22 protein-coding genes and 1 pseudogene are annotated in these 26,290 nt (G+C 40.0%); 3 read left to right on the plus strand and 20 right to left on the minus strand.

All coding sequences use genetic code 11. The features are described from left to right. Window positions 1-95: 95 nt before the first annotated feature. The 11 genes from SCSC_RS07730 to pnp form a co-directional block, all read right to left on the minus strand. Window positions 96-965, minus strand: coding sequence for a DegV family protein (locus tag SCSC_RS07730; protein WP_022524561.1), 870 nt, complete (start codon window positions 963-965; stop codon window positions 96-98). A 23-nt stretch (window positions 966-988) separates the two neighbouring features. After that, window positions 989-1,168, minus strand: a complete 180-nt coding sequence (locus SCSC_RS09560; protein WP_006270271.1) for an NYN domain-containing protein — start codon at window positions 1,166-1,168, stop codon at window positions 989-991. Continuing rightward, window positions 1,168-1,341 (minus strand): hypothetical protein, encoded by a 174-nt coding sequence (locus SCSC_RS09565; RefSeq protein ID WP_022524562.1) that lies wholly within the window; start codon window positions 1,339-1,341, stop codon window positions 1,168-1,170. The genes SCSC_RS09560 and SCSC_RS09565 overlap by 1 nt, the downstream gene beginning before the upstream one ends. A 119-nt stretch (window positions 1,342-1,460) precedes the next feature. Further along, window positions 1,461-2,189 carry a 23S rRNA (guanosine(2251)-2'-O)-methyltransferase RlmB gene (gene rlmB, locus SCSC_RS07745; RefSeq protein ID WP_022524563.1) on the minus strand — a complete coding sequence of 243 codons (729 nt, stop codon included), beginning with the start codon at window positions 2,187-2,189 and terminating at the stop codon, window positions 1,461-1,463. Window positions 2,190-2,345: 156 nt separating this feature from the next. Continuing rightward, window positions 2,346-3,476, minus strand: coding sequence for an ABC transporter ATP-binding protein (locus SCSC_RS07750; protein ID WP_006270295.1), 1,131 nt, complete (start codon window positions 3,474-3,476; stop codon window positions 2,346-2,348). 112 nt (window positions 3,477-3,588) lie between these two features. After that, a complete protein-coding gene (locus SCSC_RS07755; RefSeq protein ID WP_006270243.1) occupies window positions 3,589-4,461 on the minus strand; it encodes a helix-turn-helix domain-containing protein in 873 nt (290 codons plus the stop codon). Beyond that, window positions 4,448-4,852 (minus strand): Mini-ribonuclease 3, encoded by a 405-nt coding sequence (locus SCSC_RS07760; RefSeq protein WP_006270300.1) that lies wholly within the window; start codon window positions 4,850-4,852, stop codon window positions 4,448-4,450. The genes SCSC_RS07755 and SCSC_RS07760 overlap by 14 nt, the downstream gene beginning before the upstream one ends. Continuing rightward, the gene (gene cysS / locus SCSC_RS07765) at window positions 4,845-6,188 is read right to left on the minus strand and encodes a cysteine--tRNA ligase (protein ID WP_022524564.1); all 1,344 of its coding nucleotides are present in this window, start codon (window positions 6,186-6,188) and stop codon (window positions 4,845-4,847) included. The genes SCSC_RS07760 and cysS overlap by 8 nt, the downstream gene beginning before the upstream one ends. 82 nt (window positions 6,189-6,270) lie before the next feature. Beyond that, window positions 6,271-7,038 carry a nucleoside phosphorylase gene (locus SCSC_RS07770; RefSeq protein ID WP_037565964.1) on the minus strand — a complete coding sequence of 256 codons (768 nt, stop codon included), beginning with the start codon at window positions 7,036-7,038 and terminating at the stop codon, window positions 6,271-6,273. Window positions 7,039-7,081: 43 nt separating this feature from the next. Further along, complete coding sequence (gene cysE / locus SCSC_RS07775; RefSeq protein WP_003070672.1) at window positions 7,082-7,666, minus strand: serine O-acetyltransferase; 585 nt, start codon at window positions 7,664-7,666, stop codon at window positions 7,082-7,084. 49 nt (window positions 7,667-7,715) lie between these two features. Beyond that, window positions 7,716-9,896 carry a polyribonucleotide nucleotidyltransferase gene (pnp, locus tag SCSC_RS07780; RefSeq protein ID WP_006270268.1) on the minus strand — a complete coding sequence of 727 codons (2,181 nt, stop codon included), beginning with the start codon at window positions 9,894-9,896 and terminating at the stop codon, window positions 7,716-7,718. A gap of 397 nt (window positions 9,897-10,293) precedes the next feature. Here pnp and pepF point away from each other — a divergent pair, with 397 nt between their 5' ends. Then, window positions 10,294-12,093, plus strand: coding sequence for an oligoendopeptidase F (gene pepF, locus SCSC_RS07785; RefSeq protein ID WP_006270251.1), 1,800 nt, complete (start codon window positions 10,294-10,296; stop codon window positions 12,091-12,093). Between the two features lie 166 nt (window positions 12,094-12,259). After that, a complete protein-coding gene (locus SCSC_RS07790; protein WP_006270301.1) occupies window positions 12,260-13,051 on the plus strand; it encodes a mitofilin family membrane protein in 792 nt (263 codons plus the stop codon). A gap of 948 nt (window positions 13,052-13,999) precedes the next feature. Here the strand turns inward: SCSC_RS07790 and rpsO are convergent. From rpsO to SCSC_RS09570, 4 genes and pseudogenes are all read right to left on the minus strand, one after another. Next, window positions 14,000-14,269 (minus strand): 30S ribosomal protein S15, encoded by a 270-nt coding sequence (gene rpsO, locus SCSC_RS07795; RefSeq protein WP_001018251.1) that lies wholly within the window; start codon window positions 14,267-14,269, stop codon window positions 14,000-14,002. A 129-nt stretch (window positions 14,270-14,398) separates the two neighbouring features. Next, window positions 14,399-15,130, minus strand: a complete 732-nt coding sequence (locus SCSC_RS07800; RefSeq protein ID WP_006270232.1) for a pseudouridine synthase — start codon at window positions 15,128-15,130, stop codon at window positions 14,399-14,401. Beyond that, complete coding sequence (locus tag SCSC_RS07805) at window positions 15,117-16,289, minus strand: MFS transporter (protein WP_006270290.1); 1,173 nt, start codon at window positions 16,287-16,289, stop codon at window positions 15,117-15,119. Before SCSC_RS07805 ends, SCSC_RS07800 begins: the two co-directional genes overlap by 14 nt. 126 nt (window positions 16,290-16,415) lie before the next feature. Next, window positions 16,416-16,621, minus strand: a pseudogene (locus tag SCSC_RS09570) (polyphosphate polymerase domain-containing protein); the annotation flags it as partial. 1,244 nt (window positions 16,622-17,865) lie between these two features. Between SCSC_RS09570 and def the strand changes: the two are divergent. Continuing rightward, a complete protein-coding gene (gene def / locus SCSC_RS07815; RefSeq protein ID WP_003070685.1) occupies window positions 17,866-18,480 on the plus strand; it encodes a peptide deformylase in 615 nt (204 codons plus the stop codon). A gap of 42 nt (window positions 18,481-18,522) precedes the next feature. On the opposite strand, the gene SCSC_RS07820 is transcribed toward def, so the two are convergent. From SCSC_RS07820 to SCSC_RS07840, 5 genes are all read right to left on the minus strand, one after another. Beyond that, window positions 18,523-18,753, minus strand: coding sequence for a GlsB/YeaQ/YmgE family stress response membrane protein (locus tag SCSC_RS07820; protein WP_006268373.1), 231 nt, complete (start codon window positions 18,751-18,753; stop codon window positions 18,523-18,525). An 82-nt stretch (window positions 18,754-18,835) separates the two neighbouring features. Then, entirely contained in the window at window positions 18,836-20,077 is a 1,242-nt protein-coding gene (locus tag SCSC_RS07825; protein WP_006270244.1) for an aminopeptidase, read from the minus strand. Between the two features lie 21 nt (window positions 20,078-20,098). After that, window positions 20,099-20,251: a hypothetical protein gene (locus SCSC_RS07830; protein WP_000778898.1), complete on the minus strand. Its 153-nt coding sequence runs from the start codon at window positions 20,249-20,251 to the stop codon at window positions 20,099-20,101. Between the two features lie 49 nt (window positions 20,252-20,300). Continuing rightward, the gene (locus tag SCSC_RS07835; protein ID WP_248499905.1) at window positions 20,301-21,515 is read right to left on the minus strand and encodes a Fic family protein; all 1,215 of its coding nucleotides are present in this window, start codon (window positions 21,513-21,515) and stop codon (window positions 20,301-20,303) included. A gap of 158 nt (window positions 21,516-21,673) precedes the next feature. Next, window positions 21,674-26,068 carry a PolC-type DNA polymerase III gene (locus SCSC_RS07840; protein WP_006270274.1) on the minus strand — a complete coding sequence of 1,465 codons (4,395 nt, stop codon included), beginning with the start codon at window positions 26,066-26,068 and terminating at the stop codon, window positions 21,674-21,676. Between the last annotated feature and the right edge of the window lie 222 nt (window positions 26,069-26,290).

The raw sequence follows: 26,290 nt of genomic DNA on the forward strand, positions 1-26,290 counted from the left end.
TGGGGTAAACAATACCGCCTACTATCATACCAAATTTTAGGGGTAAAAGTCAATATATTTGGTAAATTATTTATGAAAGAACGGTTTCATTCCGTTTAATCTTGATTTTCATAGGCAATACTAAATAATCCCAAAGTTCCAGGACCAGTGTGGGTAGCAATAACGGGTCCTAATGGTAGGATTAAAACTTCATTAACTTGATCTGACAGAAGAAGTTGCTCTTTTAATACTTGAGCCACATCCTGACTGTTTGACCCTGCATAAGCAATTACCACACGTGGATCAGAAATACCTTCCAAAGTCATGCGCACTACTTCAGCATGAGCTTTTTTCTTGCCACGAACTTTAGCCACAGAATCTAGCCTACCATCTGCCTTAACAGCAATAATTGGCTTGATATTGACCAAATTCCCCATGAGAGCTGCCGTTTTTGAAATCCGTCCGCCTCGCATGAGATGGTTCAAATCATCCACGAGGAAATAAGTACGCACTTTTGGCAGTAAGGATTCTATCAAGGTTACTACCTGTTCTAAACTTTGCCCAGCAGTTTTTGCCTCTACCGCTTTCATCACTAAAAGACCTTCTCCCATAGATGCAGCCTTGGTATCTATCATTTGGATGACAGCTTCTGGAAAATCTTCTAAAACTATATCCCGTGCCATGACTGCACTCTGATAAGTTCCTGATAAAAGAGATGCAAAAGCAATATAAAGGACTGGCATGCCAATCTCAGCATAGTGACGAAAGATAGCTTCAAACTGGCCAACATTGATTTGACTAGTTGTCGGCTGGCTACCGGATTCCATTTTAGAAAGAAGCTGCTCACTCGTTAGTTTCTTATCTCCGACTGTTTCATATGTCTCTCCATCCAGCTGAATGGTCAGACCGAGAATTTGAACATCATTTTCTAAAGCCCAGCTTTCTGGAAGATCTGCTGTTGAATCCGTTAAAATCTTAAAAGTCATCTTTCTTTTTTCTCCATCATTTTCTATAAATTGCGTAAGGTTGGATTGTCCATAGGACATAAAGGTGGTTTTCCCATTTGAAGCTGTTGGCTCATTTGATTCAGATCCGACTTTGTAATAGCTACTCGCTTTTCGAGTTCACAAGCCGAAACACGCAAAGCTCCTTGGGTAAAGACAGTCCACTGCTCATTTAAATTGCGCATTACCACAGATGATTGAGCTCGTGGTTTGCTACCTCATATTCAATGCCATCATCTACCATTTCGTTCTCATCAATCAAAACGACTGTCACACTGAATAAGTTCTGACGAACACTAAGCATATCTTGGAGCATTGAAGTCACAAATTCTTTCCAAATCTTAAAAATCAGCCTCATTCCTCAACTTATCAGGAAAAAATTTCGTTCTACACTCCGTTCGCCCTGGTTTAAAAATGGACCAGTTCCCTTTCAAAAGGCAGTCATCTGGCAAGCATAAACTAGTAAAATTTGTCTTTTCATAAGCGATTTCTAAACACTTCATACATGAGAATGGCTGCAGCCACACTAGCATTAAGGCTCTGCACATGTCCATTCATAGGAATGGTAATCATTTCATCTACATGCTTTTTAATATTAGTAGAAATGCCTTTACCTTCATTGCCGATAATCAGAGCGAGTTTGCCTGCTGTATTCCACTTAGTAGACGGAGTTCCATTCATATCCGTTCCAAAAATCCAAAAACCTGCATTTTTCAGCTTGTCCAAAGTTTGGCTGAGGTTGGTCACCCGAGCGATCGGAACGTGCTCTACAGCTCCTGTAGAGGTCTTAGCAACGACCGGCGTGACACCAACTGCTCGATGCTTCGGAATAATGATGCCTGTAACATTTGTCGCATCAGCCGTCCGTAAAATAGAGCCTAAATTATGCGGATCTGTTAGACCATCTAAAATGAGCAAGAGAGGATTGTCTTCCTGAGTTGCCATTTTCAACATCGCCTCAAAATCCGTATAAGCAAATTCTGAAACACGCAAGACAAAACCTTGATGAACGGCACCATCTGTCATTTCTTGTAGTATTTTTTTGGTAGTCCAAGAAATGGAAACCTTTTTTTCTGCTGCCAAATCTTTCATCTTAGCAACATTTTTCCCACGTAGATCATCTTGAATATAGAGTTTATTTCCAGTATTGGCCATGAGAGCTTCCGTCACAGCATGTACACCGTATACAATATCGTTATTTTCCATGACTTTAGTATAACATAAAATTTAAAACGCTTCTTCTTATTTTATAAATCACTTTACCGTTAAATCCAAATTTTCTTCTATAAAAAATGCAGGAGTCTTGTATTAAAAACAAGGCATCCTGCATTCTCTTATTAGTTATTCTAAAGGCATTGTAAATTAATAAACTGTCTTTTCTGTTTCTGGATCAAAGAAGTGTGCTTTGTTCAAGTCAAAGCCAAGGTCAATACCTGCTCCAGCTTTGAGGTAATCACGAGCATCTACTTTAGCAATAAATTCATTGTCAGCCACTTGGCAATACAAATGAGATTCCGAACCAAGCAATTCGGATACAGAGATTTTAGCATGTACTACTGAATCTGGGAAGGTTTCAAGGAAAGCAGCTTCTGTATTGATGTCTTCTGGACGAATACCAAAAATGAGTTTCTTGCCTTCATAGCCTTTTTCACGAAGTACCTTCAAGGCACCTTCTGGTACTTTCAGAGAAAGGTCTTGTGCTACAATTTCATCACCTTTCAAAGTTACATTGATGAAGTTCATCGCTGGGCTTCCGATAAAGCCTGCAACAAATTTATTAACTGGGTTTTTGTAAACTTCTTGTGGGGTACCGATTTGTTCTATACGTCCAATTGTACCCGTTCCTGAAGGATTCTTTGTTGCAGACATGATAACGATACGATCAGCCAAGGTCATCGCTTCTGTTTGGTCGTGGGTAACATAGATAGTTGTTGCTCCAATACGACGGTGAATTTTAGCGATTTCTGCACGCATGGATACCCGCAATTTCGCATCCAAGTTAGAAAGTGGTTCGTCCATCAGGAATACCTTTGCATCACGGACAATGGCACGTCCCATGGCTACACGTTGACGTTGACCACCTGAAAGGTCAGCTGGTTTACGATCCAAGAATTCTTTCAAACCAAGAATGTCCGCTGCTTCATTTACACGTTTTTCAATATCATCCTTGCTGTATTTACGAAGTTTCAAACCAAAAGCCATATTGTCATGCACGGTCATGTGTGGATACAAAGCATAGTTCTGGAAAACCATAGCAATATCGCGGTCTTTTGGCGCCACATCGTTGACCACGCGTCCATCAATTGAGCATTCACCTTCTGTAATATCTTCAAGACCAGCAATCATACGAAGTGTAGTGGATTTCCCACAGCCTGAAGGTCCTACGAAAACGATAAATTCCTTATCTTTAATATTCAAGTTGAAATCTTCTACAGAGTAGTGTTCGCTGTTTGGATATTTTTTGTAAATATTTTTTAAATTTAATTCTACCATAAAATAGAACTCCTTTGTTGTTATGATTTCATTCTATATGAAAACGCTTTATTTTTCTATGGCAATGTGAACAAATTTAAAAGAAAATGTCTTGTGCAGGGTGCACAAAACATTAGAATAAATCAGTTAAAATAACATGATAACATAGCGTCAAATCTGTTAGGTCTTTTAGCTGTAAACCCGTCAATTCTTCCCATTTATCGATGTGATATTGTAACGTGTTCCGATGAATATACAACTGCTGAGCAGCTTTTGTCACAACCGCTGTATTTTCCCACAAAGCGGCAATAATATCAACGAGCTGATCCTGACTTTCAATCAATTGATGAAGTTTCTTCGTTAAGAGTGGCAATATGAAATCCTTTTGGCTAATCCCCCATAAAAAGAGTTGGGAAAAAGAATGGACATTAGAATGCTGAGCTTGTTCCCACCATTTAGCAAAAAGGGTATTCTCTGCTCGAAATAGCTCAGAGTAGCTCTCTTCAAACATTTGAGACCAAATCTGTCCGATTTGAATTGTCAGAGTTAAGCTAAAGTCATATTCGATGGCTGATAAAGTATCACGAAGGACAGCTTTTACGGGGATAAGTTGCGTTTGATCTAGTACAAAGATATAATCCTGAGAAGACAGCTGAAAATCTGCTATTCTATTGGGCAGTATGGTCCGCATCATTTCTAACCAAGATCCGATTGTTTCATTTTCATAATGGAATAAATGACAATGAACAAATTGTATCTTTTGTACACTTTTTGGCAATTTGCCACGACTATGAACCAGATAATCGTACCAAGGTCCACCATCAAACGCTGACTCTTCTCCAGTCAGTAAAGAAACAAGCTGTTGTTCTCTTTCTGTCAAGCTACTCATTTTTAATAACAGCCATTGATTTTTTGATAAGGGAATTGCCACTTCATCTTCTTTTACGCTCGGATTGGATTGAAACTTCCCTTGAGGAAACCATTCTAACAAATTACTTTTTATCATGATTTGTGTTCTCCACTCTGACAATGCACCAGTCAATTAACTCTTCTAAGCGCTCAATAGCTCCCGTCATATGTAGGTAGCCCATAATAGCCTCAAAGCCTGTAGACATGCGATAAGTAATGATATCCGCATTTTTAGCTTTTGTATGACTATTGGCATTGCGTCCACGCTTGTAGATTTCTTCTTCCTTTTCTGTCAGGATTCCCTCTTCTAGCATGAGAGAGATGAGATTGGCTTGCGCTTTAGCCGAAACATACTTAGTCGCTTCCCTATGCAGCTGATTGGGCTTGGTTAAGCCTTGGAAAATTAAATGACGACGGATATAAGTTGAGTAGACAGCATCCCCTTCAAAAGCCAAAGCAATACCGTTTATGAGATTGACATCAATCACGGGTCCACCTCACTCCGTCCTTGGTATCCAAAAGCTTAATGCCCTGAGCAGCTAATTCATTCCGGATACGGTCTGCAGTCGCAAAGTCCCGATTAGCACGCGCCACCTGGCGCTCCTCAATCAAGCGTTCAATGTCCGCATCCAAGACTTCTTCTACAAAGACGATGCCAAAAACTTCTAAAAGCTTAGCAAAGGCTTCCTTGACTTCAGCGGTGTAGTTGCCTGAGTTGATCCACTTGGCTAGCTCGAAGACAACCGTGATGCCATTAGCTGCATTGAAATCTTCGTCCATAGCGGCAGTGAACTTATCCAGCAAGACTTGAAGCTGAACTGAATCTGCCTGATCAGTGAAAGGCTGCTCATAGGTATTCTTCAAATATTTGAGATTAATCGCTGCATCATGGACAGCTTTTTCCGTGAAATTAATCGGCTTGCGGTAATGCTGGGTAGCAAAGAAGAAACGCAGCACCTGACCATCAATGGTCTTGAGGGCATCATGAACGGTGATAAAATTACCTAGCGACTTGGACATCTTGACATCGTCGATATTGACAAAGCCATTGTGCATCCAGTAGTTGGCAAAAGTTTGACCAGTCTTGGCCTCTGACTGGGCGATTTCATTGGTATGATGAGGAAACTCCAAGTCTGCTCCACCACCGTGAATATCAATGGTGTCGCCTAAAATCTCTGTCGACATGACCGAGCACTCGATATGCCAGCCCGGACGACCAGGCCCCCAAGGACTGTCCCAAGAAATCTCGCCTGACTTGGCAGCTTTCCAGAGGGCGAAATCTACTGGATTTTCCTTGCGAGCAGTCTCCTCATCTGTCCGACCAGAAGCGCCCAACTCCAAGTCTGCCAAGGTTTTATTGGCTAGTTTGGCATAGTTGTGAGACTTTTCCACACGGAAATAGACGTCACCCTCTGACTCATAAGCGTAGCCCTTGTCAATTAAGTCCTCCACAAAGCGGATGATATCCGCCATAAACTCCACAACACGCGGATGACGGGTAGCCGGCTTGACACCCAAAGCCGTCACATCTTCGCGAAAGGCGGCGATATACTTGTCCGCCACTTCTTTGGGAGTGATGCCTTCGTCCTTGGCCCGATTGATAATTTTATCATCTACATCTGTAAAATTGGAAATATAGTTGACCTCAAATCCCCGATACTCAAAATAGCGACGAACTGTGTCAAAAGCTACTGTTGAGCGGGCATTGCCGACATGGATATAGTTATAAACCGTCGGACCACAGACATACATGCGAACCTTGCCCTCCTCAATGGGCATAAATTCACGCAGGCTGCGGGTCATAGTATCATAGATTTTGATCATGTTTTCGATGCTGAGAGTGTTCAGAAAGTAGATAAGAATGACTACAGAAGCAGTTCTCTATTTTCAAACTTTCTATCCCTACTCAGTTCCTTTCTAGTTCCTTTGCTATTGTCAAAGCGATCGTGAAAAAAGTCATGGCATCAGCCTTCCGTTCGTTATGGCGAGCATCCCAGGTTTGGTTATGATGATTCACATAGTCAGCTGTGTAGAAGAACTGATAGACTTTAGTCTTGCGAAATTGGCTCCAAGCCATGATAGCGGAAGTTTCCATGTCCACCACTTGGGCTCCAGCAGCTAAGCGACGCTTGACCTTATCAGGCGTTTCCCGATAAAAGGCATCAGTCGTCCAAGACTTGGCGCGGATATGCTCAATATCGTGCTTGTCAAAGATAGCTTCCAGCTGAATCAATAGGGGCTCGTCATAAACGATTTCATCACCCGGTGGGGCATAGTGATAGCTAGTGCCTTCATCTCGCAAAGCAGCAGCAGGCAGGATAATCCTGTCCGCTTCAATCGAGTGATCCAAAACGCCACAAGAACCTAGAATGATGAAATTCTTGAAACCTCTGGCTGCCAATTCCTCCAATTGGCCAATCATTGATGGAGCTCCAATAAGCGCTGTCATGACCGCAACTTTATTTTCATCACATTTATATATATACCAAAGAAATTGACCGTTTAGATTTTTTAAACAGCCTCCTGGATAAACTTCTTCTGACTCAATCAAACGTTTCAAAATTTCTCCGTTAAAAGACAAGATGATAGTTTTACAAATCTCTCCCTTAGCAATAACCTGCCTATCTGTTGGTTCAATAACCCCAGCTACATCTTCAAATTCCTCTAATAGCACGCTATATACACCTTCTTTTGAGCCTACATTCAACCATTTCTCACTACAATTTAGATGAGTAATAACTTTCTTCGCGGATTTCTTCTAAATTCTTGATAGTTGGAGTATCTTTTTGACCATGCACACGGACGATTTTAGCCGGTATACCAACAACTGTCACATCACTTGGTACATCCGCCACCACTACTGCACCCGCTCCTACCCTGGCATTTTCACCGATTTCAATCGGACCAATGAGCTGCGCATGAGCGGAAATGAGTGCGCCTTGGCGAACCGTTGGGTGACGTTTCCCAGCATCTTTGCCAGTTCCTCCAAGAGTAACACCATGATAAAGCATCACTCCTTTTTCCACAACAGCCGTCTCACCAATCACTAAGCCACTCCCGTGATCAATGAAAACACCCGAAGCAATCTTTGCTCCCGGATGAATCTCAATCTGGGTCCAAAAACGCCAAAATTGACTATGCATCCGAGCTAAGAGTTTACAACCATGATTCCAAAGAAAGTGAGAAATCCGATGAGCTGCTAAAGCCTTAATACCAGGATAAGTCAACAGCACCTCGAGCAAGGAGCGAGCTGCTGGATCATTTTCTTTTACAATCGCTATTGTCTCTTTCCACCAACCCATGATGACTCCTTTCTAGCTTTAGACTGAAAGTAAACACTTAGCTACCTTTCTAGTCTTGTGCCTTTTCTTCTCGAACAACTTTATGCTCTTTATGTGTTTTATGATGATGTTTTTTCTCCTTATCCTCTTTAGGAGGGCGCGGAAGCAATGCTTTCATAGAAGCATCCACACGACCTTTTTCATCAATCTTGATGATTTTGACATCTACTTCATCACCAAGTTGTACCAAATCTTCAACCTTATTAGTACGCGTCCAAGCCATTTCAGAGATATGCACTAAGGCATCTGTCTTGTCAAATAGATTGACAAAAGCACCGAATTTCTCAATTCGAACCACTTTTGCATGATACACTTCATCTACTTTCGCTTCACGCACAAGAGCTGTAATGATTTCCTTAGCACGATTAATCGCATCTTGATCGCTAGAGTAAATAGAAACATTTCCTTCCTCGTCTATATCAATCTTTACGCCAGTTTCTGCGATAATCTTGTCAATCGTTTCACCGCCCTTACCAATGACAATCTTAATCTTATCAACATCAATCTTAATGGTGTCAATCTTCGGAGCAGTTGGAGCGAGTTCTGTGCGGGGAGCTGGAATCGTACGTTCAATCAAATCTAAAATTTCAAAACGTGCTTTTTTAGCTTGAGCCAATGCTTCTTGCAAGATTTCAGCAGTAATTCCTTCAATCTTGATATCCATTTGAAGAGCAGTAATTCCTTCACGTGTACCAGCCACCTTGAAATCCATATCTCCGAAATGATCTTCTAAGCCTTGAATATCTGTTAAAATCGTGTAGTTGCTACCATCTGAAATGAGCCCCATGGCGATCCCAGCTACAGGTGCTTTAATTGGTACCCCACCGGCCATAAGAGCAAGTGTCCCAGCACAAATTGAGGCTTGTGAAGATGAACCATTTGACTCAAGAACTTCTGCTACCAAACGGATCGCATAAGGAAAATCTTCTAGGCTAGGAAGTACTTGCGCTAGTGCACGTTCACCAAGAGCTCCATGACCGATTTCACGGCGTCCAGGTGCACCATAACGTCCCGTTTCTCCTACGGAATATTGTGGGAAATTATAGTGGTGCATAAAGCGTTTCTTGTATTCTGGATCCAAGCCATCAACGATTTGTGTTTCGCCCATCGGTGCCAAAGTCAGGACAGACAAAGCCTGAGTTTGTCCACGAGTAAAGAGACCAGAGCCATGCACTCGTGGCAGGTAGTCAATTTCAGCATCCAATGGACGAATTTCATCTACCTTACGACCATCTGGACGAATCTTGTCCTCAGTAATTAAACGCCGTACTTCTGCATGCTCCATTTGCTCTAAAATTTCAACCACATCACGCATGATGCGGTCAAATTCTTCGTGGTCAGCATATTTTTCTTCGTAAAGGGCTATTACTTCGTCTTTGACTGCTTGCGTTGCGGCTTCACGAGCTAATTTTTCTTCTACCTGAACGGCTTTTTGAAGATCAGCATTATAGCCGGCTACAATTTCTGTTTGCAATTCTTCATCAACACGAAGAAGCTCAACTTCTGCTTTTTCTTTTCCAACTACTGCCACGATTTCTTCTTGGAAAGCAATCAATTTCTTCACTGCTTCATGACCTTTCAAAAGGGCTTCCAGCATCACTTCTTCTGATAATTCTTTGGCACCAGATTCCACCATGTTAATCGCTTCTTTAGTTCCTGCAACGGTTAATTCCAATAACGAAGCTTCTTTTTGTTCTTGACTTGGATTGATGACCAATTCTCCATTGACATAGCCAACTTGCACACCAGCAATTGGACCATTAAAAGGAATATCTGAGATTGATAACGCAAGAGATGAACCAAACATAGCTGCCATAGGTGCTGAAGCATCCGCATCATAAGAAAGAACGGTATTGATAACCTGAACTTCATTGCGGAAACCTTCCGCAAACATGGGACGAATAGGACGGTCGATTAAGCGAGCGGTCAAAGTCGCGTCCGTCGAAGGGCGTCCTTCGCGCTTGTTAAAGCCACCAGGGTATTTCCCAGCTGCGTACATCTTTTCTTCATAATTGACTTGAAGCGGGAAGAAATCGCCAGTCGCCATTTTCTTTGACATAACGGCTGCTGTCAGAACGGTACTTTCACCATAGCGCACCACTACGCTACCATTCGCTTGCTTCGCCACTTGTCCAGTTTCAACCACTAATTCTTTGCCAGCAAAAGTGGTTTTAAATATTTGTTTTACCATAATTATTCCTCTTTGAGTCTATACTCAATTTCTAATTTTTTATACGTCTTGCCTACAAAGATCAAGATAGATTTAGGATATTAAAAATGAATCCTGAGTTCCACTCCAAAAATTTCTGCTTGCATAATTAGGCATAAGCTTTGTTTCAATAAAATAACTCATTATCCTGTTCAGCACACCTTTTGCCATAGCCGCGACTGTTGATAGAAAGTTTAAGCGTTTTTATACTTTGTCTATCCTCATCTTTGTATCAAGCACGTATAAACTTTATTTTATCATATTTTATACCAAAAGAAAAAGCCTTAAAATAGCTTTTTAGCAAGAATTTTTGAAATGTTATCTATTATTCTTATTTTTTGCTATACTAGAAAGAAAGCTAGTAACAAGGAGAATAGATATGGTTGAACAAAAACAACGTTCTGAGTTTCCAGAAAAGGAACTGTGGGACTTAACAGCTCTCTATCAAGACCGTGAAGATTTCCTACGGGCGATTGAAAAAACTCGTGAAGACATTAACCAGTTCATACGGGATTATAAGGACAACCTTCATACTTTTGAGGATTTTGAAAAGGCCTTTGCTGAATTGGAACAAATCTATATTCAAAGAAGTCATATCGGCAACTACAGTTTTATGCCACAAACAACGGACTACGGTGATGAAAACTTTGCACAGATTGCGCAAGCTGGTACAGATTTCGAAACAGAAGCTAACGTTGCTCTCAGCTTCTTTGATGCAGCCTTGGTCAATGCTGACGAAGAAATTCTTAATCGTCTCGAACAACTATCACATTTGACTGCCGCAATTCGCCAAGCAAAAATCCAAAAAGCTCACTACTTAGGGGCTGATGTCGAAAAGACTCTGACAAATCTTAGTGAAGTTTTTTACAGCCCACAGGATATTTACACTAAGATGCGGGCTGGCGACTTTGCCATGGCTGACTTCGAAGTAAACGGCAAAGTTTATAAAAACAGCTTTGTTACCTATGAGAATTTCTATCAAAACCACGAAAATGCAGAAATCCGTGAAAAAGCTTTCCGCTCTTTCTCAGAAGGCCTTCGTCAGCACCAAAATGCTGCTGCTGCTGCCTATCTGGCTCAGGTCAAATCTGAAAAGCTTCTAGCAGATATGAAAGGCTATGACTCTGTCTTTGACTATCTTTTGGCTGAGCAAGAGGTAGATCGCTCTATGTTCGATCGGCAAATTGACTTCATCATGACTGAATTTGCACCTGTTGCACAAAAGTTCCTCAAGCACGTTGCTAAGATCAACGGCCTCGAAAAAATGACCTTTGCAGATTGGAAGCTGGACTTGGACAGTGCACTCAATCCTGATGTCACTATTGAGGACGCTTATGACTTAGTGATGAAATCCGTTGCTCCACTCGGAGAAGAATATACACGCGAAATTGCCAATTACCAAAAAGAGCGCTGGGTGGATTTTGCAGCGAATGCTGGCAAGGACTCTGGCGGCTATGCCACTGATCCTTATCGCGTGCATCCTTATGTTCTTATGAGCTGGACAGGCCGTATGAGTGATGTGTATACTCTGATTCATGAAATTGGTCACTCTGGTCAGTTCATCTTCTCTGACAATAGTCAAAGCTATTTCAATACCCACATGTCGACCTATTACGTAGAAGCTCCTTCTACCTTCAACGAACTCTTACTTAGCGACTATTTGGAACATCAATTTGACAATCCACGTCAAAAGCGATTTGCACTCGCTCACCGTCTAACGGACACTTACTTCCATAACTTTATCACCCATCTCTTGGAAGCAGCCTTCCAACGCCGGGTTTATAATCTCGTTGAAACAGGCGAAACTTTTGGAGCAACGAAGCTTAACAGTATTATGAAAGAAGTTCTTACCGAGTTTTGGGGGGATGCAGTCGAAATCGACGATGATGCTGCGCTCACTTGGATGCGGCAAAGTCACTATTATATGGGGCTATACAGCTATACCTACTCTGCTGGACTTGTCATCTCTACTACCGGCTATCTTCATTTGAAAAATGACAAAAATGGAGCTCACGATTGGCTCACCTTCCTCAAATCTGGTGGAAGTAAAACGCCACTTGAGACTGCTCGTATCATCGGAGCCGACATTTCCACAGACAAACCACTCCGCGACACAATTCAGTTCTTGTCTGATACAGTTGATCAGATTATTACCTACAGCGAGGAATTAGGAGAATAGATTATCTACACAGCTTCAGATTTCAATTTGAAGCTGTTTTATATGAATTGATTTAAAACAAAATTTTTAAGTTTGTGGTAATTTGAAAAATTTCACTTCCTAGTTATTGAAAGCGATAATAAGTTGTGATATGATATTTTCGAAAACCAATTTATGTGAGGGAAATATGAAAAAGTGGAAAAATAATTCTAGGCTCAACATCGTTCTTGCTATCATGAGTGTTGTTCTAATCATCTTATTGGCTCCAATTACAATGCCATTAATGTTTCTAGGTGGTGTTTTGGGTATTTGGTATTTCGCAAAGCGAAATCCAAGTGTTTTCAAAAGAAATATAGCAATTGCTGCAGCGATAATAGGAATACTAGGAAGCTATACAGTAAGTAAATTCAATCTTGAATCCTCCGAAAGCCAACAAAGTCAAACTCAAGTAGTTTCTTCTACATCTAGAACTTCATCTTCAAACTCTTCAAAAGCAAGCAGTTCCTCCTCAAACTCCGATTCTAGTAGAGAAAAAGAAGAAAAACTCGAAAAAGAAAAGAAAGAGAAGAAAGCGGAGGAAGAGCGAAAACAAAAAGAGGCGGCAGAGAGAAAAGCTAAAGAAGAACAGGCTCAAAAAGAAGCTCAAATTCAGCGCATCACCCAGCAAGGTGAACAGGCTGTTAAACAACTTGAGGATAATCAAGTAGCCGAGAACATTGCTCCAGCTCAAGCTGCCGTTGAGCAAATTACCGAGCCAAATAAAAAAGGAGCTCTTCAACATCGAATTAATCTTGTACAAAATGCAATTCAGCAACGAGCTGAGCAAGCTCGACAAGAGGCAGAGAGACAAGCAGCATCTCAACAAGAAGAGACTGTAGCTGCTAGTGGCTATTTTAGAGATAAAAGGGGCAGATGGCATCGCCCAAATGGTCAATATGCTTCAAAGAAGGAAATTGCAGAAGCGGGATTGCCTTGGTAAAATACATTCCTACAATATATTAAAAAGAGAAATGAGATCTTGTAACAAGAGACATTGTTTTCCATCATAATTCCCATCAAACAGGTAGTTTACAAGCACACATGATTGGAGACTGGGACGAAAGTTTCTAGCTTCAAAGGAGACCGTTTAATAAATTAACGATGCTACAGCTAACCACTCCAATAGTCTACTGGATTATTGGATGTCGGAAATAAAACATCCATAAGGATGTGTCAAAAACACGACTTTGAATTGGTGGATTTTGCAAAGCAAGTTCTCAAGTCTATTGCTTTTCAAGCTCGGAAGAGCGCCTAATCATCCTCGTAGGAGTAAGACAACGGACTAGATTTTTTTCAAAATGGGTTCTGTCTCACTCCCTTTTATTTTGTATAAGATAAACTATATACCTTTTTACGTCATATTTTCCCCTTTCGCTTTATCGTAATCCTGAATATCTTTATTGTATCGCATTTGGAGTTTTTGGGTATAACCAACATTGCGCACCCGCATAATAAGTGGTTTATTTGTCTCGCACCTTACGGAGCGAGACGGACTAAAAGTCACAAAATAAAAAACTCTCTGAAATCAGAGAGCTAATTTGAGCTCGGGCTAAAATCCATACAAAACAAAAAGGCTACCCAATTTAGAGTAGCCTCATTTTCAAGATATGCTCAATTGAACACGGCCTAAGCATGCTGATAAAAACACAAAGCCCTCTGAAGTCAGAGAGCTGATTTGAGCTCGGGCTAAAATCCTAGTAAAAAAGATGAAACTCCTTGTGTTCATCGAACACTATATTGTTTCCCTATTTCATACGGATTTTTGGCGCCCTTAACATCATGATTCTTGCTGGATAAAACGTTTATAGACAAGGCGACGAGCCGAAGATTGTACTGATGATACATCGAGGCGAAGCCAACGAAGTATAGAAACGTTTTAGACGCAAGATTAGCGACGAAGTCCAAGAGAGTTGATTAACTCACGGTAACGGTTAACGTCGTTCTTACGCAAGTATGCAAGAAGGTTACGACGGCGACCGATTTTCTTCATCAAACCACGGTAAGTAGCGTGGTCTTTTTTGTGTTGTTTGATGTGTTCGTTAAGGTGGTTGATTTCCCAAGTAAGGACAGCTACTTGTACCTCTACTGAACCAGTGTCACCTTCGTGACGTGCATATTGTGCAATGATTTCATTTTTTTTCTCTTTTGAGATTGCCATGATAAGCTCCTTTTCTTTACGCTTCATCCGAGTGACAGGTTTGGCATGGCCTGCAACCAAGAAGAAGTTATTTGTCTCTATGACATTCTTATTTTACCAAGAAGGAAAGTTTTTGTCAACTGATACAAATTATAAGAGTTCTACGCCAAATCGTTTGAGACTTTTTATTTCTTCCTGTGTCAAACGACGAAAAGCTCCTGTTACCAACTCTTTATCCAAAGTTAATGGTCCCATAGCAAGGCGCTCTAAGTCTGCTACTTTTTTACCACAAGCTGCAACCATTCGCTTCACTTGATGAAATTTTCCTTCAGAAATTGTAATCTCTACAAGAGAAGTCTGCTGCTCTTCATTTACTTTTACTATGGTCAACTTTGCAGGCTGACAGGTAAAGTCCTTAAGCTCTATTCCTGCTTCAAAGCGTATCCTATCTTCTTCAGTCATGATGCCATCTACTTTTGCACGGTAAACTTTTGCTACATGTTTTTTAGGAGACAACATCGCATGTGCCAAAGCACCATTATTGGTTAATAACAAAAGTCCGTGAGTGTCAATATCAAGTCGTCCAACTGGAAAAACTTCTTTCTGGCGTGCACTTTCATCTAACAAATCCAAAACTGTTTGATGGTTAGCATCTTCAGTAGCTGAAATGACGCCTTTCGGCTTATTTAAAAGATAATAGACAAATCTTTCATAGTCCAATACTCGCTTATTGACTGAAATTTCATCTTGATATTCATCTACTTGTACTTTCGCTGATGTGACAGCCTTTCCGTTGACCAAAACTTGTTTCTTCTTTAAAAGTTGCTTGACTTCTGTTCGTGAACCAAGCCCCATTTCTACTAAAAACTTATCTAATCGCATCTTTTTCCTCGTTTTGTTTATGAGTGACAAAAGCCGCTAAAGTTGACGTTGCCATCATGAAAACTCCTAATACACTAAAAATAAAGATTGGGGCAGAAGAAATGATTCCAATCAAAGATAAGACGAATGTTGATACCGAAGCACCGCTACTGCAACCCAAAACGACAATCGCTGTTGCACGATTTACCAAATGAGTAGGGATTTTCTCCGATACAATATGAAACACCGCTGTTAGAGATACACTATAAGCAAAGCCAGCCAAAAGAGCACTCAAACTTAAGAGCCAAATCTGACTTGAAAATCCAATCATCACTTGACTTAGACCAAAAACAATTCCCGTTATTGTCAATAAGCGATTTTTCAATACGCTCACTAGACTGGCAAAACTAACACCAGCCAAAATTCCCACTAGTTGCATACAGCTAAGAATCCAGCTGGCTGTTTCAGCGTTGCCGATCTCTGCCTGTAAGACTAGACTAGGGATCCGTAAAGTGATAGCGACATTAGCACAAACAATCATACCAGCTATGAAAGCTAAAAAGATACTCAAATTTATTTGTTTTCTAGTCATTTTACGAACAGATTTGAGATGTTTATGCTTATCGGATTCATTCTTTTCATAAGGAACAAACATAAGATACAGTGCCAAAACGATGAAACCAACTGTATAAACCAAAAATGTAGTTGTCCAACCAAAGTGTAAGAGTTGTCCGACCGCTAAAGTCAACAAGGCCATCCCAACAACTTCCGCTGAACCACGATAACCTAACATTTGCACACGCTCTCTCCCTTGAAAGCGCTCGCTAATAATGGCAATTGCTCGAGGATTCATCATACCTAGACCTAACCCAAAAACAAAGCGCGAAGCAAAAACGAGATTATAAGATTGATTGAAAAATGGGATAAGACCACAAATAGAATACAGAATTAGCCCTAGTATAATCATGAACCGCTCAGATACAAAGCGTTCCAAAACACTATTAAACATCAACAAAGACATGATTCCAATGGACGGTAAGGAGACCAATAATTCTACTTGGCTGGAAGAGTAATTCTTATAATACTGGAACATAGCCGGCAAGCTACTAGAAATTGAAAATGCCGTTGTTAAAACCAGTGATAAAGCCAAGATGCTAGCTTTTTCCATGAATCTTTTCATCTTATCTTCTTTCTAAAATCACACTACCACTATCATACAGTTTTTTACGAAAAGACGCAATCTAGCAACGTATGAAAACAAAAAAGAAATCAAGACTGCGCATAAGATACAACATTGATTTCATTTTACATTTGTCATACACTCAAAGTAAAACTCACGACATAAGGCATGAGGACTATGAAGCAGAAATGCATAGTCTCCTTGAATAATTTTCTCTGTTTCCTCGCGTGTTAGAGGATCTGTTTCTTTATATAATTTTCAAATTTTCTCTTTCTTTCCAGCTTGATACTACGTTCACGGAAATTATACACTCGGATGCAGTATTTTTTGCGATTATAAGCTGCATCCTCATATGAGATAGATAACAATTCATTTCTTTCATTTAGCAACTGATTTTCTTTTTCTAACATTTCCTTCTCATCTTGGTATTTCATCTGGATAATCCCACAAATAAGAGCGACAAACATATAAGCCGCAAAGGAAATCCATCTATCTGTGTTATAGACGATTGATTGCCAATTTCTCCCAGAAAAAAATAGTTGCTACAAATAATCCGATTATAGAAAGACTTCCTGCAAAAATTCCATAGATTGTTCCAAAAATAATATTAATCAAACTAACAAAAAGCAAACAGATGTCAATTAATTAAAAACGTTCAACATTGCGCTCAATACCCTAGGCAAGAAAAAAGCAAATAAAATCTCAGCTATCTTTTGATAAGTCTTATTCGATTTTTTACTTTCTTTAATAAAATTTTTATACAAATCGGCTAGATCATCTAAAAGTGAATAATGAATAAACCATCCATAAGTTGTCTTAAATTATCTTCATCTTATGGAGTGGTAAAGACAAAGTTCAGGTGATTTGGAATCAATCACTATTTTACTGTTAGAGAATGCCAGCTCTTCTAACTTTTCTGCAACATGCTGAAAAGTAATTTCAAACGGATTATAAATGTTTAAAATTTCTGTTTGCTCATTCCAACTATCAAAAATTTTGCTGATCAGCTCTACTAAATCTTCTGAATTGATAAAATTCGCAATTTCATTGGGGTGCTTTTCGACATGAGCGGTTGTGCCTTTTTGAACCTTATCAAATAAACGATAGAAATAATCTTCCAGCAGTCTGGAAGATTACAAATAAGGACTACAGACTATTTTAAGAGATTGTCTGTTCACTTTAGCCCAGTGTTTACAAAGGCTTTCTGCTGCTATTTCTAACTCTTGAGGATAGTTAAGCACCTCTGGGCCTGTTACATAAAGAATCTCAGAATGAGATAATTCCTCGGTACAATTTAAAAAGTTTGCAGTCGTTCTGGTTCCCCTACTTAAAAAGTAATCTTATTTTTTACTAGTAATATTTTAGGTGCCCAAGTACATGTCATACATATTTTTGCTAGAAACTTTAAGCAAAATAAACTAATTTTTTACTAATTTATTTGTACACACATTCTTTACATTGCTATTTACTTGTATTTCTTTCTCCTTTCTTTCTCCTCTATTTTATGTTATATTTAACGTATATCAAAACAATTTAACTTGGAATAAAAATCCAATTTGAAAACAAAGGAGAAAAGATGTCTGTTATTGAAAAATTAACAAAACCGGCTCATTCAATTGATATGAATGACATCATTCGTGAAGGGAATCCAACGCTTCGAGCAGTAGCAGAAGACGTTACTTTTCCACTTACAGATCAAGAAATTATCTTGGGTGAAAAGATGCTTCAATTTTTGAAAAATTCACAAGATCCTGTAATAGCTGAAAAAATGGGGCTTCGCGGCGGGGTTGGTCTAGCAGCTCCACAACTAGATATTTCTAAGCGAATTATTGCCGTCTTAGTTCCAAACATGCCAAACAAAGATGGCAATCCCCCTAAGGAGACCTATGCTTTACAAACAGTTATGTATAATGCTAAAGTAGTGGCACATTCTGTCCAAGATGCGGCACTTGCTGAAGGAGAAGGATGCTTATCAGTTGACCGCGAAGTTTCTGGTTATGTTGTTCGCCATGCACGTGTCACTGTTGACTATTTTGACAAAGAAGGCGAAAAACACCGCATCAAACTAAAAGGGTATAATGCTATCGTTGTGCAACACGAAATTGATCATACAAATGGTATTATGTTTTATGACCGTATCAATGAAAAAGATCCTTTCGCTATCAAAGAAGGAATGTTAGTGATCGAATAGAAAAAGTAGGGTGAGAATGATTCTCACCCTACTTTTTCTATATTAACTCCCTCTCTTCCAAAAAATAGCAAGGAGAATAATGGCTCCTAATACAGATGGAATAATGGCTGTTTCTGATAAATGAGGTCCCCAATTTCCAAATAGGGCTTGACCAATCCATGCCCCAAACCAGCCTAATAAGATCTTTCCAATGCAGCCCATTTTCTCTCCACGATTAGTGATTGCTGCTGCAATCAGACCAATAATAAAGCCAACAAACATACTACCAATCATATATGCCCCTTCTTTCTATGTTTCTAGCAAGGCTTCTCAAGAATGTCATTATTGAAATCGCCATTCAAAGCAACTTGAAATCTTAGATTGCCCAGTCTCCATTACGGAAGATAGGAACTCGGCTGCCGTCTTCGCGGATACCGTCAATATCCATCTGGCTAGAACCAATCATAAAATCCACATGGACATCCGAGCGGTTGAGACCTACAGCTTCCAACTCTTTTTCAGAGAAATTCTCTCCGCCAACTACACTAGTAGCATAAGCTGCACCAATCGCCAAGTGGTTAGAAGCATTCTCATCAAAGAGAGTATTGAAGAAGGTAATGCCTGACTGGGAAATCGGGCTTGGATCTGGTACCAAGGCACATTCACCTAAAGCACGCGCACCAGCATTTTCAAAGACCAGGTTCTTCATAACCTGGTCGCCCTTTTCAGCAGTAATGTCCACAATCTGGCCGTCCTTGAAGGTCATCTTGATGCCTTCGATGATGTTGCCATTATAGCTAAGAGGCTTAGTGCTGGTCACATAGCCATCGGCCCGACGAAAGTCAGGTGCTGTAAAGACCTCTTCTGTCGGCATATTGGCAATGAAATACTCGCCCTGGGCATTGAGACTGCCAGCTGATTCCCAGTGATGGTTCTTAGGCAAGCCCAATGTCAAGTCAGTCCCAGGAGCTGTGTAGTGCAGAGCAGTGAATTGCTCCTCATTTAAAACCTTAGCTTTTGAGCTGAGTTTTTCTTCATGAGCCTGCCAAGCTGCAACTGGATCATCCTCATAGACACGACAGGTTTTGAAAATCTGATCCCAGAGCAAGTCTACCGCTTCCTCATCGCTAACTGCATCTGGAAAGACCTTCTTAGCCCACTCTGTACCGGCTGCAGCAGCGACTGTCCAGCTGACTTTATTGGATTGGGTTGCAATTCGCATCGGCTTCATGGCCAGCCCCATAGCCTTAGCAGAAGCCGATAATTTCTCAGCATCCACGCCATTCAAAGCACCTGGGTCAGATGAGCGCACACCCAAACGGCTGGCTTTCTTTTCGAGGAGATAGTTCATCTCAGCCACCTTATAGTCTGGGACATTGTCCAAGCGGTCCATTGGCGCATGGAGGAATTTCTCACGTGTACTCAAATCATCCGCCCACTGGACGATGACCTCGTGAGCTCCCAGAGCATAGGCTTCCTTGACAATCAAGTGAGCCAGCTCACGCTGCTCCACATCAATATTGAGCGCCACCGTGTGAGCCGGCTGCACATTGATACCATTAGCAACCAATAGTTTAGCGTATTTTTCTAAGTTTTCTTTAAAATTTGGCAGAACCATGCTGCTTCTCCTTTTCTTTTGTTATTTTTCTTTAAACAAGGACAGAAGGCTAACCGCTGCCACCGTACCGCAAATCAAAGCGGTCATTTTCAAAATCGTATCTGGGTCAAGATCCAGCTGGTAATCAAACACTTTTTGCGCTGGCTTATCTTGAGCGGAAATGGTAAGTTTCATGATAGAGTCCTTTCTGCTTAGTTCAAATACTTCAATAAAAATCTTATAATCATACAAAATCTTCAAGTAACTTTTCATCAATCTCGTAAACAACTGGAGAGGATTTGATTTTTACAACGAATTTTTTCTTTTCTAGCTTCTTCATAATTGTATCAATTTTTGTACGCTTATATTTTCCCTCAAAAACTTCTACTAGTTGTTTGTTACTAATTCCCATATGTAAAACATCAAACAATTTATCTTGTCCTAAGATAAATAACACTTCATTCTCTTGCTCAGATAGAGACAATTTATTGATTATTTCTCTCAGCTGTTCAACCTCAGTGGTTAATTTAGATAATTTTGATAACATAGTCTCTTGAGCTTGAATAATAATCCTCAACAACGCATCTACAAAAGGAGTTAGATCACCTTTATTTTTTGGATCTGAAGTTATAGAAAAAGCCTCTTCGTAAGTTTTCTTATTCTGCAAAACAGATTCCGAAATAGATAACCCTGTTAAAAAGTCTAGCTTTCTCGCCAAATACGAAGAAAGTAAAAACCGTCCCATTCTTCCATTACCATCATAAAAAGGATGAACATATTCAAAAAAGTAGTGCGTGATGATAGCTTTAATAATTAAAGGAACTTCTGGATTATTCATAAATAGTATGAGTTTCGTTAAATTTTCATCAATCTTTTCTTCATTCGGATCGCCCTGATGAACATAAGAATTGCCATCTCCCACAAATATTGTTTCTTTTCTAAATAATTTTCCGTCTGGCTTCTTATCTTCAGGCATCTCATCAAGAAATAGCTGATCAGATATCATTCTAAACTTAGCTGGTAAATCAATTTTTTCAAATTTATTTTCTAAAATGCTTTTATACATTTCCACAATACCAGAAAAGCGTTTTGTTTTTGAAGGCGATATATAGGCATCGTTGATTTCCTTACGTGTCGACTTTACACCTTCCATATCGTTAGTGCTCTTTATCTCATCTATAATTTGCGAATAAAATAATTTTGGTGCCAATACACTAGACAAAGAAAACGAGGATAATTCAGCACTCATTTTATATATTCTTTCAATCATCGATATATGGCTAGGTATGGATAAATAAAATAACTGATATCTATCTGATAGTCTTTTCTGCTGGCGTTTTGAAAATGGATGGAGTGATAATTCCGTTTTCAACGCAGCCGGACTATTATATCTATTCTCGTATTCTTTATCATAATTATCAAAATCTTGATAACTCACTATTTCTAATCGTTTATACATAATATCACCACGCTATCAATTTGAATTTCAAATATTTTATCATTTTTTAAAATTCAAGTCAATTTATTACTAAAAATACAATAAAATTAGAAATTTTATTGTATTTTTAGTAATTTTATCAACTTTAGAATGTAACAAATGAAAACAATATAACAGTATTAGAAAAACTCATCAAACAAACTCAACTGGTTATCCTCAGGCATATTGCCTAGGATACCCATGTCGTCCATTTTTTCAACTAGGGTGCTAGAGAGACCGCCACGTTTGCGGAGTTCTGTCTTAGAGAGGAATTCTCCCTCTGCCCGCGCTTTAACCAATTGATTTGCAACGTTGTCACCCAGACCGTCCATGGCAGAAAATGGAGGAATCAACATATCTCCGTCAATCAGAAATTCTGTCGCGTCACTCTTATAAAGATCGAGTTTCCCAAATTTAAAGCCTCTCTCCAACATTTCATTGACGATTTCCAAGGTTGTATACAGGTCAATTTCTACATTGGACGCTTCATTATTTTTACGTTTTTCAGAGATTTCATTCATTTTGCGCTTAACTGAATCTAATCCGCTACTCATGACTTTAATATCAAAGGCTTTGGCACGGATAGAAAAGTAAGCACAATAGTAATAAATCGGATGATGCACTTTGAAATAAGCTACCCGTAGAGCCATCATTACGTAGGCAGCTGCATGGGCTTTAGGAAACATGTACTTGATTTTTCCGCAAGATTCAATATACCATTCAGGGACATTGTTTTCTTTCATAGCGGCAATATAACCATTACGCTCTTCGTCAGAAATTTTCAACCATGCACCTTTCCGCACACGCTCCATAATGGTAAAAGCCATTTTTGGTTCTAAGCCCTTGTGCATGAGATAGACCATGATGTCGTCCCGACAACCGATAACGGTCGATAAGTCCGCAATTCCCTGCTTAATTAAATCTTGTGCATTTCCAAGCCATACGTCGGTACCGTGAGACAAGCCTGATAATTGAAGTAATTCTGCGAAAGTGGTTGGGTGAGTTTCATCCACCATGCCCCGCACGAAATTGGTTCCAAACTCAGGAATCCCCAGCATACCAGTTGCCGTACCTATTTGCTCTTGTGTCACTCCCAGAACATCTGTTCCTGAAAAGAGTGCCATAACTTCCTTATCATCCATAGGAATATCATTAGGGTCAATACCTGATAAATCCTGCAATTTCCGAATCATAGTCGGATCATCATGACCGAGCACATCGAGTTTCAGGACATTTTCATCAATATCATGAAAATTAAAATGGGTCGTTTGCCATTCGGCAGTCAGGTCATCTGCTGGATATTGAACTGGCGTGAAATCGTAAACGTCCATGTAGTTTGGAATAACAACAATCCCACCAGGGTGCTGTCCGGTCGTTCGTTTAACACCTGATGCACCTTGCGCCAATCGCTCGACTTCTGCATCGCGATAAAATTTATTGTAATCTCGCTCATAACCTTTCACGAAACCATAGGCTGTCTTAGCTGCAACTGTACCAACAGTACCAGCCCGAAAAGCATATTCCTCCCCAAAAATGTCTCGAACATCTAAGTGGGCACTAGGCTGATCCTCTCCAGAGAAGTTCAAGTCAATATCAGGGACCTTGTCTCCGTCAAATCCAAGGAAGGTCTCGAAAGGAATATCCTGGCCATTCTTGCTCAGCTTGTGGCCACATTTTGGACAGTCCTTATCCGGCATATCAAAGCCAGAACCATAAGAGCCATCCGTGATGAACTCGCTGTATTGACATTTACCACAGACATAGTGGGGTGACAAAGGATTGACCTCAGTAATCCCAATCATGGTCGCCACAAAACTGGAGCCAACCGAACCACGCGAACCAACTAAATAGCCTCGTTTATTAGAACGCTGTACAAGCATTTGTGAAGCCAGATAAATCACGGCAAAACCATTTCCCAAAATAGAGGATAATTCCCGTTCAATTCGATGATCTACAATATCTGGTAGTGGATTACCATAGATTTCAAAAGCCTTTGCGTAAGTCAGCTCAGCGACTTTTTCTTCAGATTTATCAATAAATGGTGTATAGAGGTCCCCTTTTACCACTTCAATTGGTTCAAAGCTTGACGCCAACTGATTGGGATTCTCAATGACCACTTGTCGAGCTAGTTCATCACCTAAAAAAGCGAATTCATCTAGCATTTCATTGGTCGTGCGGAAGTGAGCCTTAGGAAGCGGAGCCGGCTGGGCGTTTTCACCGTGACCTATGGTCCGGTTAATCATGGCACCTTGTCCCAAACTCCTAACGATAATCTCCCGATAAATTTCTTCCTCAGGCTCAATATAATGCACATCTCCCGTAGCCAGAACTGGTTTGTCTAAGCGTTCACCCACTTCAATCAAATTCTTGATGATTGTGTGCAGCTCCTCCATATCCTTAACCTGCTCTTTGGCAATCAATGGAGCATAAATCGCTGGAGGCATGATTTCGATAAAGTCGTAATATTTCGCTACTTCGACAGCTGCATCCAGACCCTGTGAAACAACCGCATCAAACACTTCTCCTTCTGAACAAGCAGTTCCTAGAACCAAGCCTTCTCGATGCGCATCCAAAACCGTTCGCGGAATCCGTGCTACACCTTCAAAATATTTAGTATTGGACAGGCTGACCAATTTGAAAAGATTCTTCAGCCCTGTTTGATTTTTCACATAAATCGTAGCGTGTTTCACTCGTGCTTTTTTATAGGAATTTTCATCCACCAAATCCGTATTCAACTTATTAAGATTGGTAATTCCACGCTTTTCTGCTACATCTCTGATGAAGATAAATAGCAGTCGTCCTGTTGCTTCCGCATCGTAATTGGCCATGTGGTGATGGTCAAGCGATACTTGAAAACGCTTAGTTAGAGGCCCCAAACCATGCCGCTTGTATTCTGGATAGAGATTGCGGGCAAATTCCAGCGTGTCAATGACTGGTTGGGTAATTTTTGGCAGGCCATGACGCTCATAGTTGACATTCATAAAGCCCACATCAAAGGTAGCATTATGGGCGACAAGTACCGTATCTTTGCAAAATTCCTGAAATTCCTGTAAAACTTGCTCAAGTGATTTCGCATTTTTAACATGTTCATCTGTAATTCCCGTCAAATCTGTCGTAAATGCACTCAAAGGGTGTCCTGGATTAATAAATTCGTCAAATTCCGCGATGACATTACCCTTGTACATCTTGCTGGCTGCCACCTGAATCAAATCATTATAAATAGCAGACAAACCAGTCGTTTCTACGTCAAAGACAACATAAGTGGCTTCTCCCAACTCCATATCTATTTCATTGTAAGTAATAGGCACACGATCTTCAACAATATTGGCTTCCATACCATAAATCAACTGAATCCCGGCTTTTTTAGCAGCTTTATAACCATGAGGAAAACTCTGCACATTGCCGTGGTCAGTAATCGCAACTGCTTTATGCCCCCACTTCGCAGCTGTCGCAATCAAATCTTCGACTTCTGGTAGGGCATCCATAGTTGACATATTGGTATGCGCGTGAAATTCAATCCGTTTTTCACCTTCAGGCATGAGATCTTTACGGTCATAATGTACCACTTCCTGTACATCTTGTACATTCATAGTCAAATCATGCGTGAAGTTATTCATTTCAATATTTCCACGTACACGCAACCATGAATTTTTCTTAATCATGTCATATTTCTTAGCTTCTTCTTCATTTTTAAACCATTTCTGAAGCGCAAAGCTAGAAGTATAATCGGTCATCTTAAAATTAATAAGTACGCGCCCTGTGCGAGTAACCTTTTTTTCAAGATCGAAAACCATTCCTTCAAAGACAATCCGATTTTCTTCAGTCTGAATGGCATTCATCTGCGTGATTTCAGCTTTATCCAATTTTGGTCGTGCAATAGCTTTTTTCGCTTGAAAACCAGAGTAACTTGTCTTTTCTTCAACAGGTGGAGCTGCCATTTTCTGCAGCGCTTCTATGGCTTTTAGAGCTTCATCATTCGCTGCTTGTACAATCTTTTCTTTCTTAGCTTGGAAAGTTTCGACTTGCTGCTGTGTTAAAGCATCGCTTGCCTTAACCTGACATTGAAATTGTGGAAAACCAAACTTGACCAACTGTTTTGCCAAATTTGGCAAATGAGTCTTCCGAAAATGATCCGTATCAATGCTTGAAGGACCTTCAATCACTAGCTGATTCTCCTCAGCATGCACCTTCAACCGGTGATATATACTGCGAAATCCCTGACTAGTACAAGAACCTTCTGTAAAAGCTTCTTGATAATAAGCCTGCAATAGCTCATCTGTGAAATCTTTGTTTATTGTCCTTATCTCAAAAACTGCTTGATTCCCCGTTTTAGAAAATTCTTCCTTCAAGCACTTTTTCAATTCTTGAAATATGTCAATCGGCAAAATTTCTGTAAAAGCAAAATGAAATTCCCAGATATGGCTGACTTTATGCACCAGAACTTGTTCAATTTCTGCATGTAAAAAGGCACTTGATTGTCTCATATCAAGTGGCATATTGATCTGATTCATTAAAATTTCAAACGTTGATGACATCTTTTTCCCTCGCCTTGTAATGACACTATTTTACCATAAAACAAAGGATTTTTCGATTAAAAAATAAAGAATCCCCTTTGTCTTGCCATTAGTATAAACCATTTTTATTTTAAGTCACATCTTGCTAGCTAGCTTAAGAGTAAGTATCTGGAAAATATAAGCACCTTTACTATAATAAAATCAGAAAATCTTAGTCCACTTTTTCACACATTCACACAGCAC

Origin of the sequence: Streptococcus constellatus subsp. constellatus, from assembly GCF_023167545.1 — a bacterium.
Taxonomy (GTDB): Bacteria; Bacillota; Bacilli; order Lactobacillales; family Streptococcaceae; genus Streptococcus; species Streptococcus constellatus.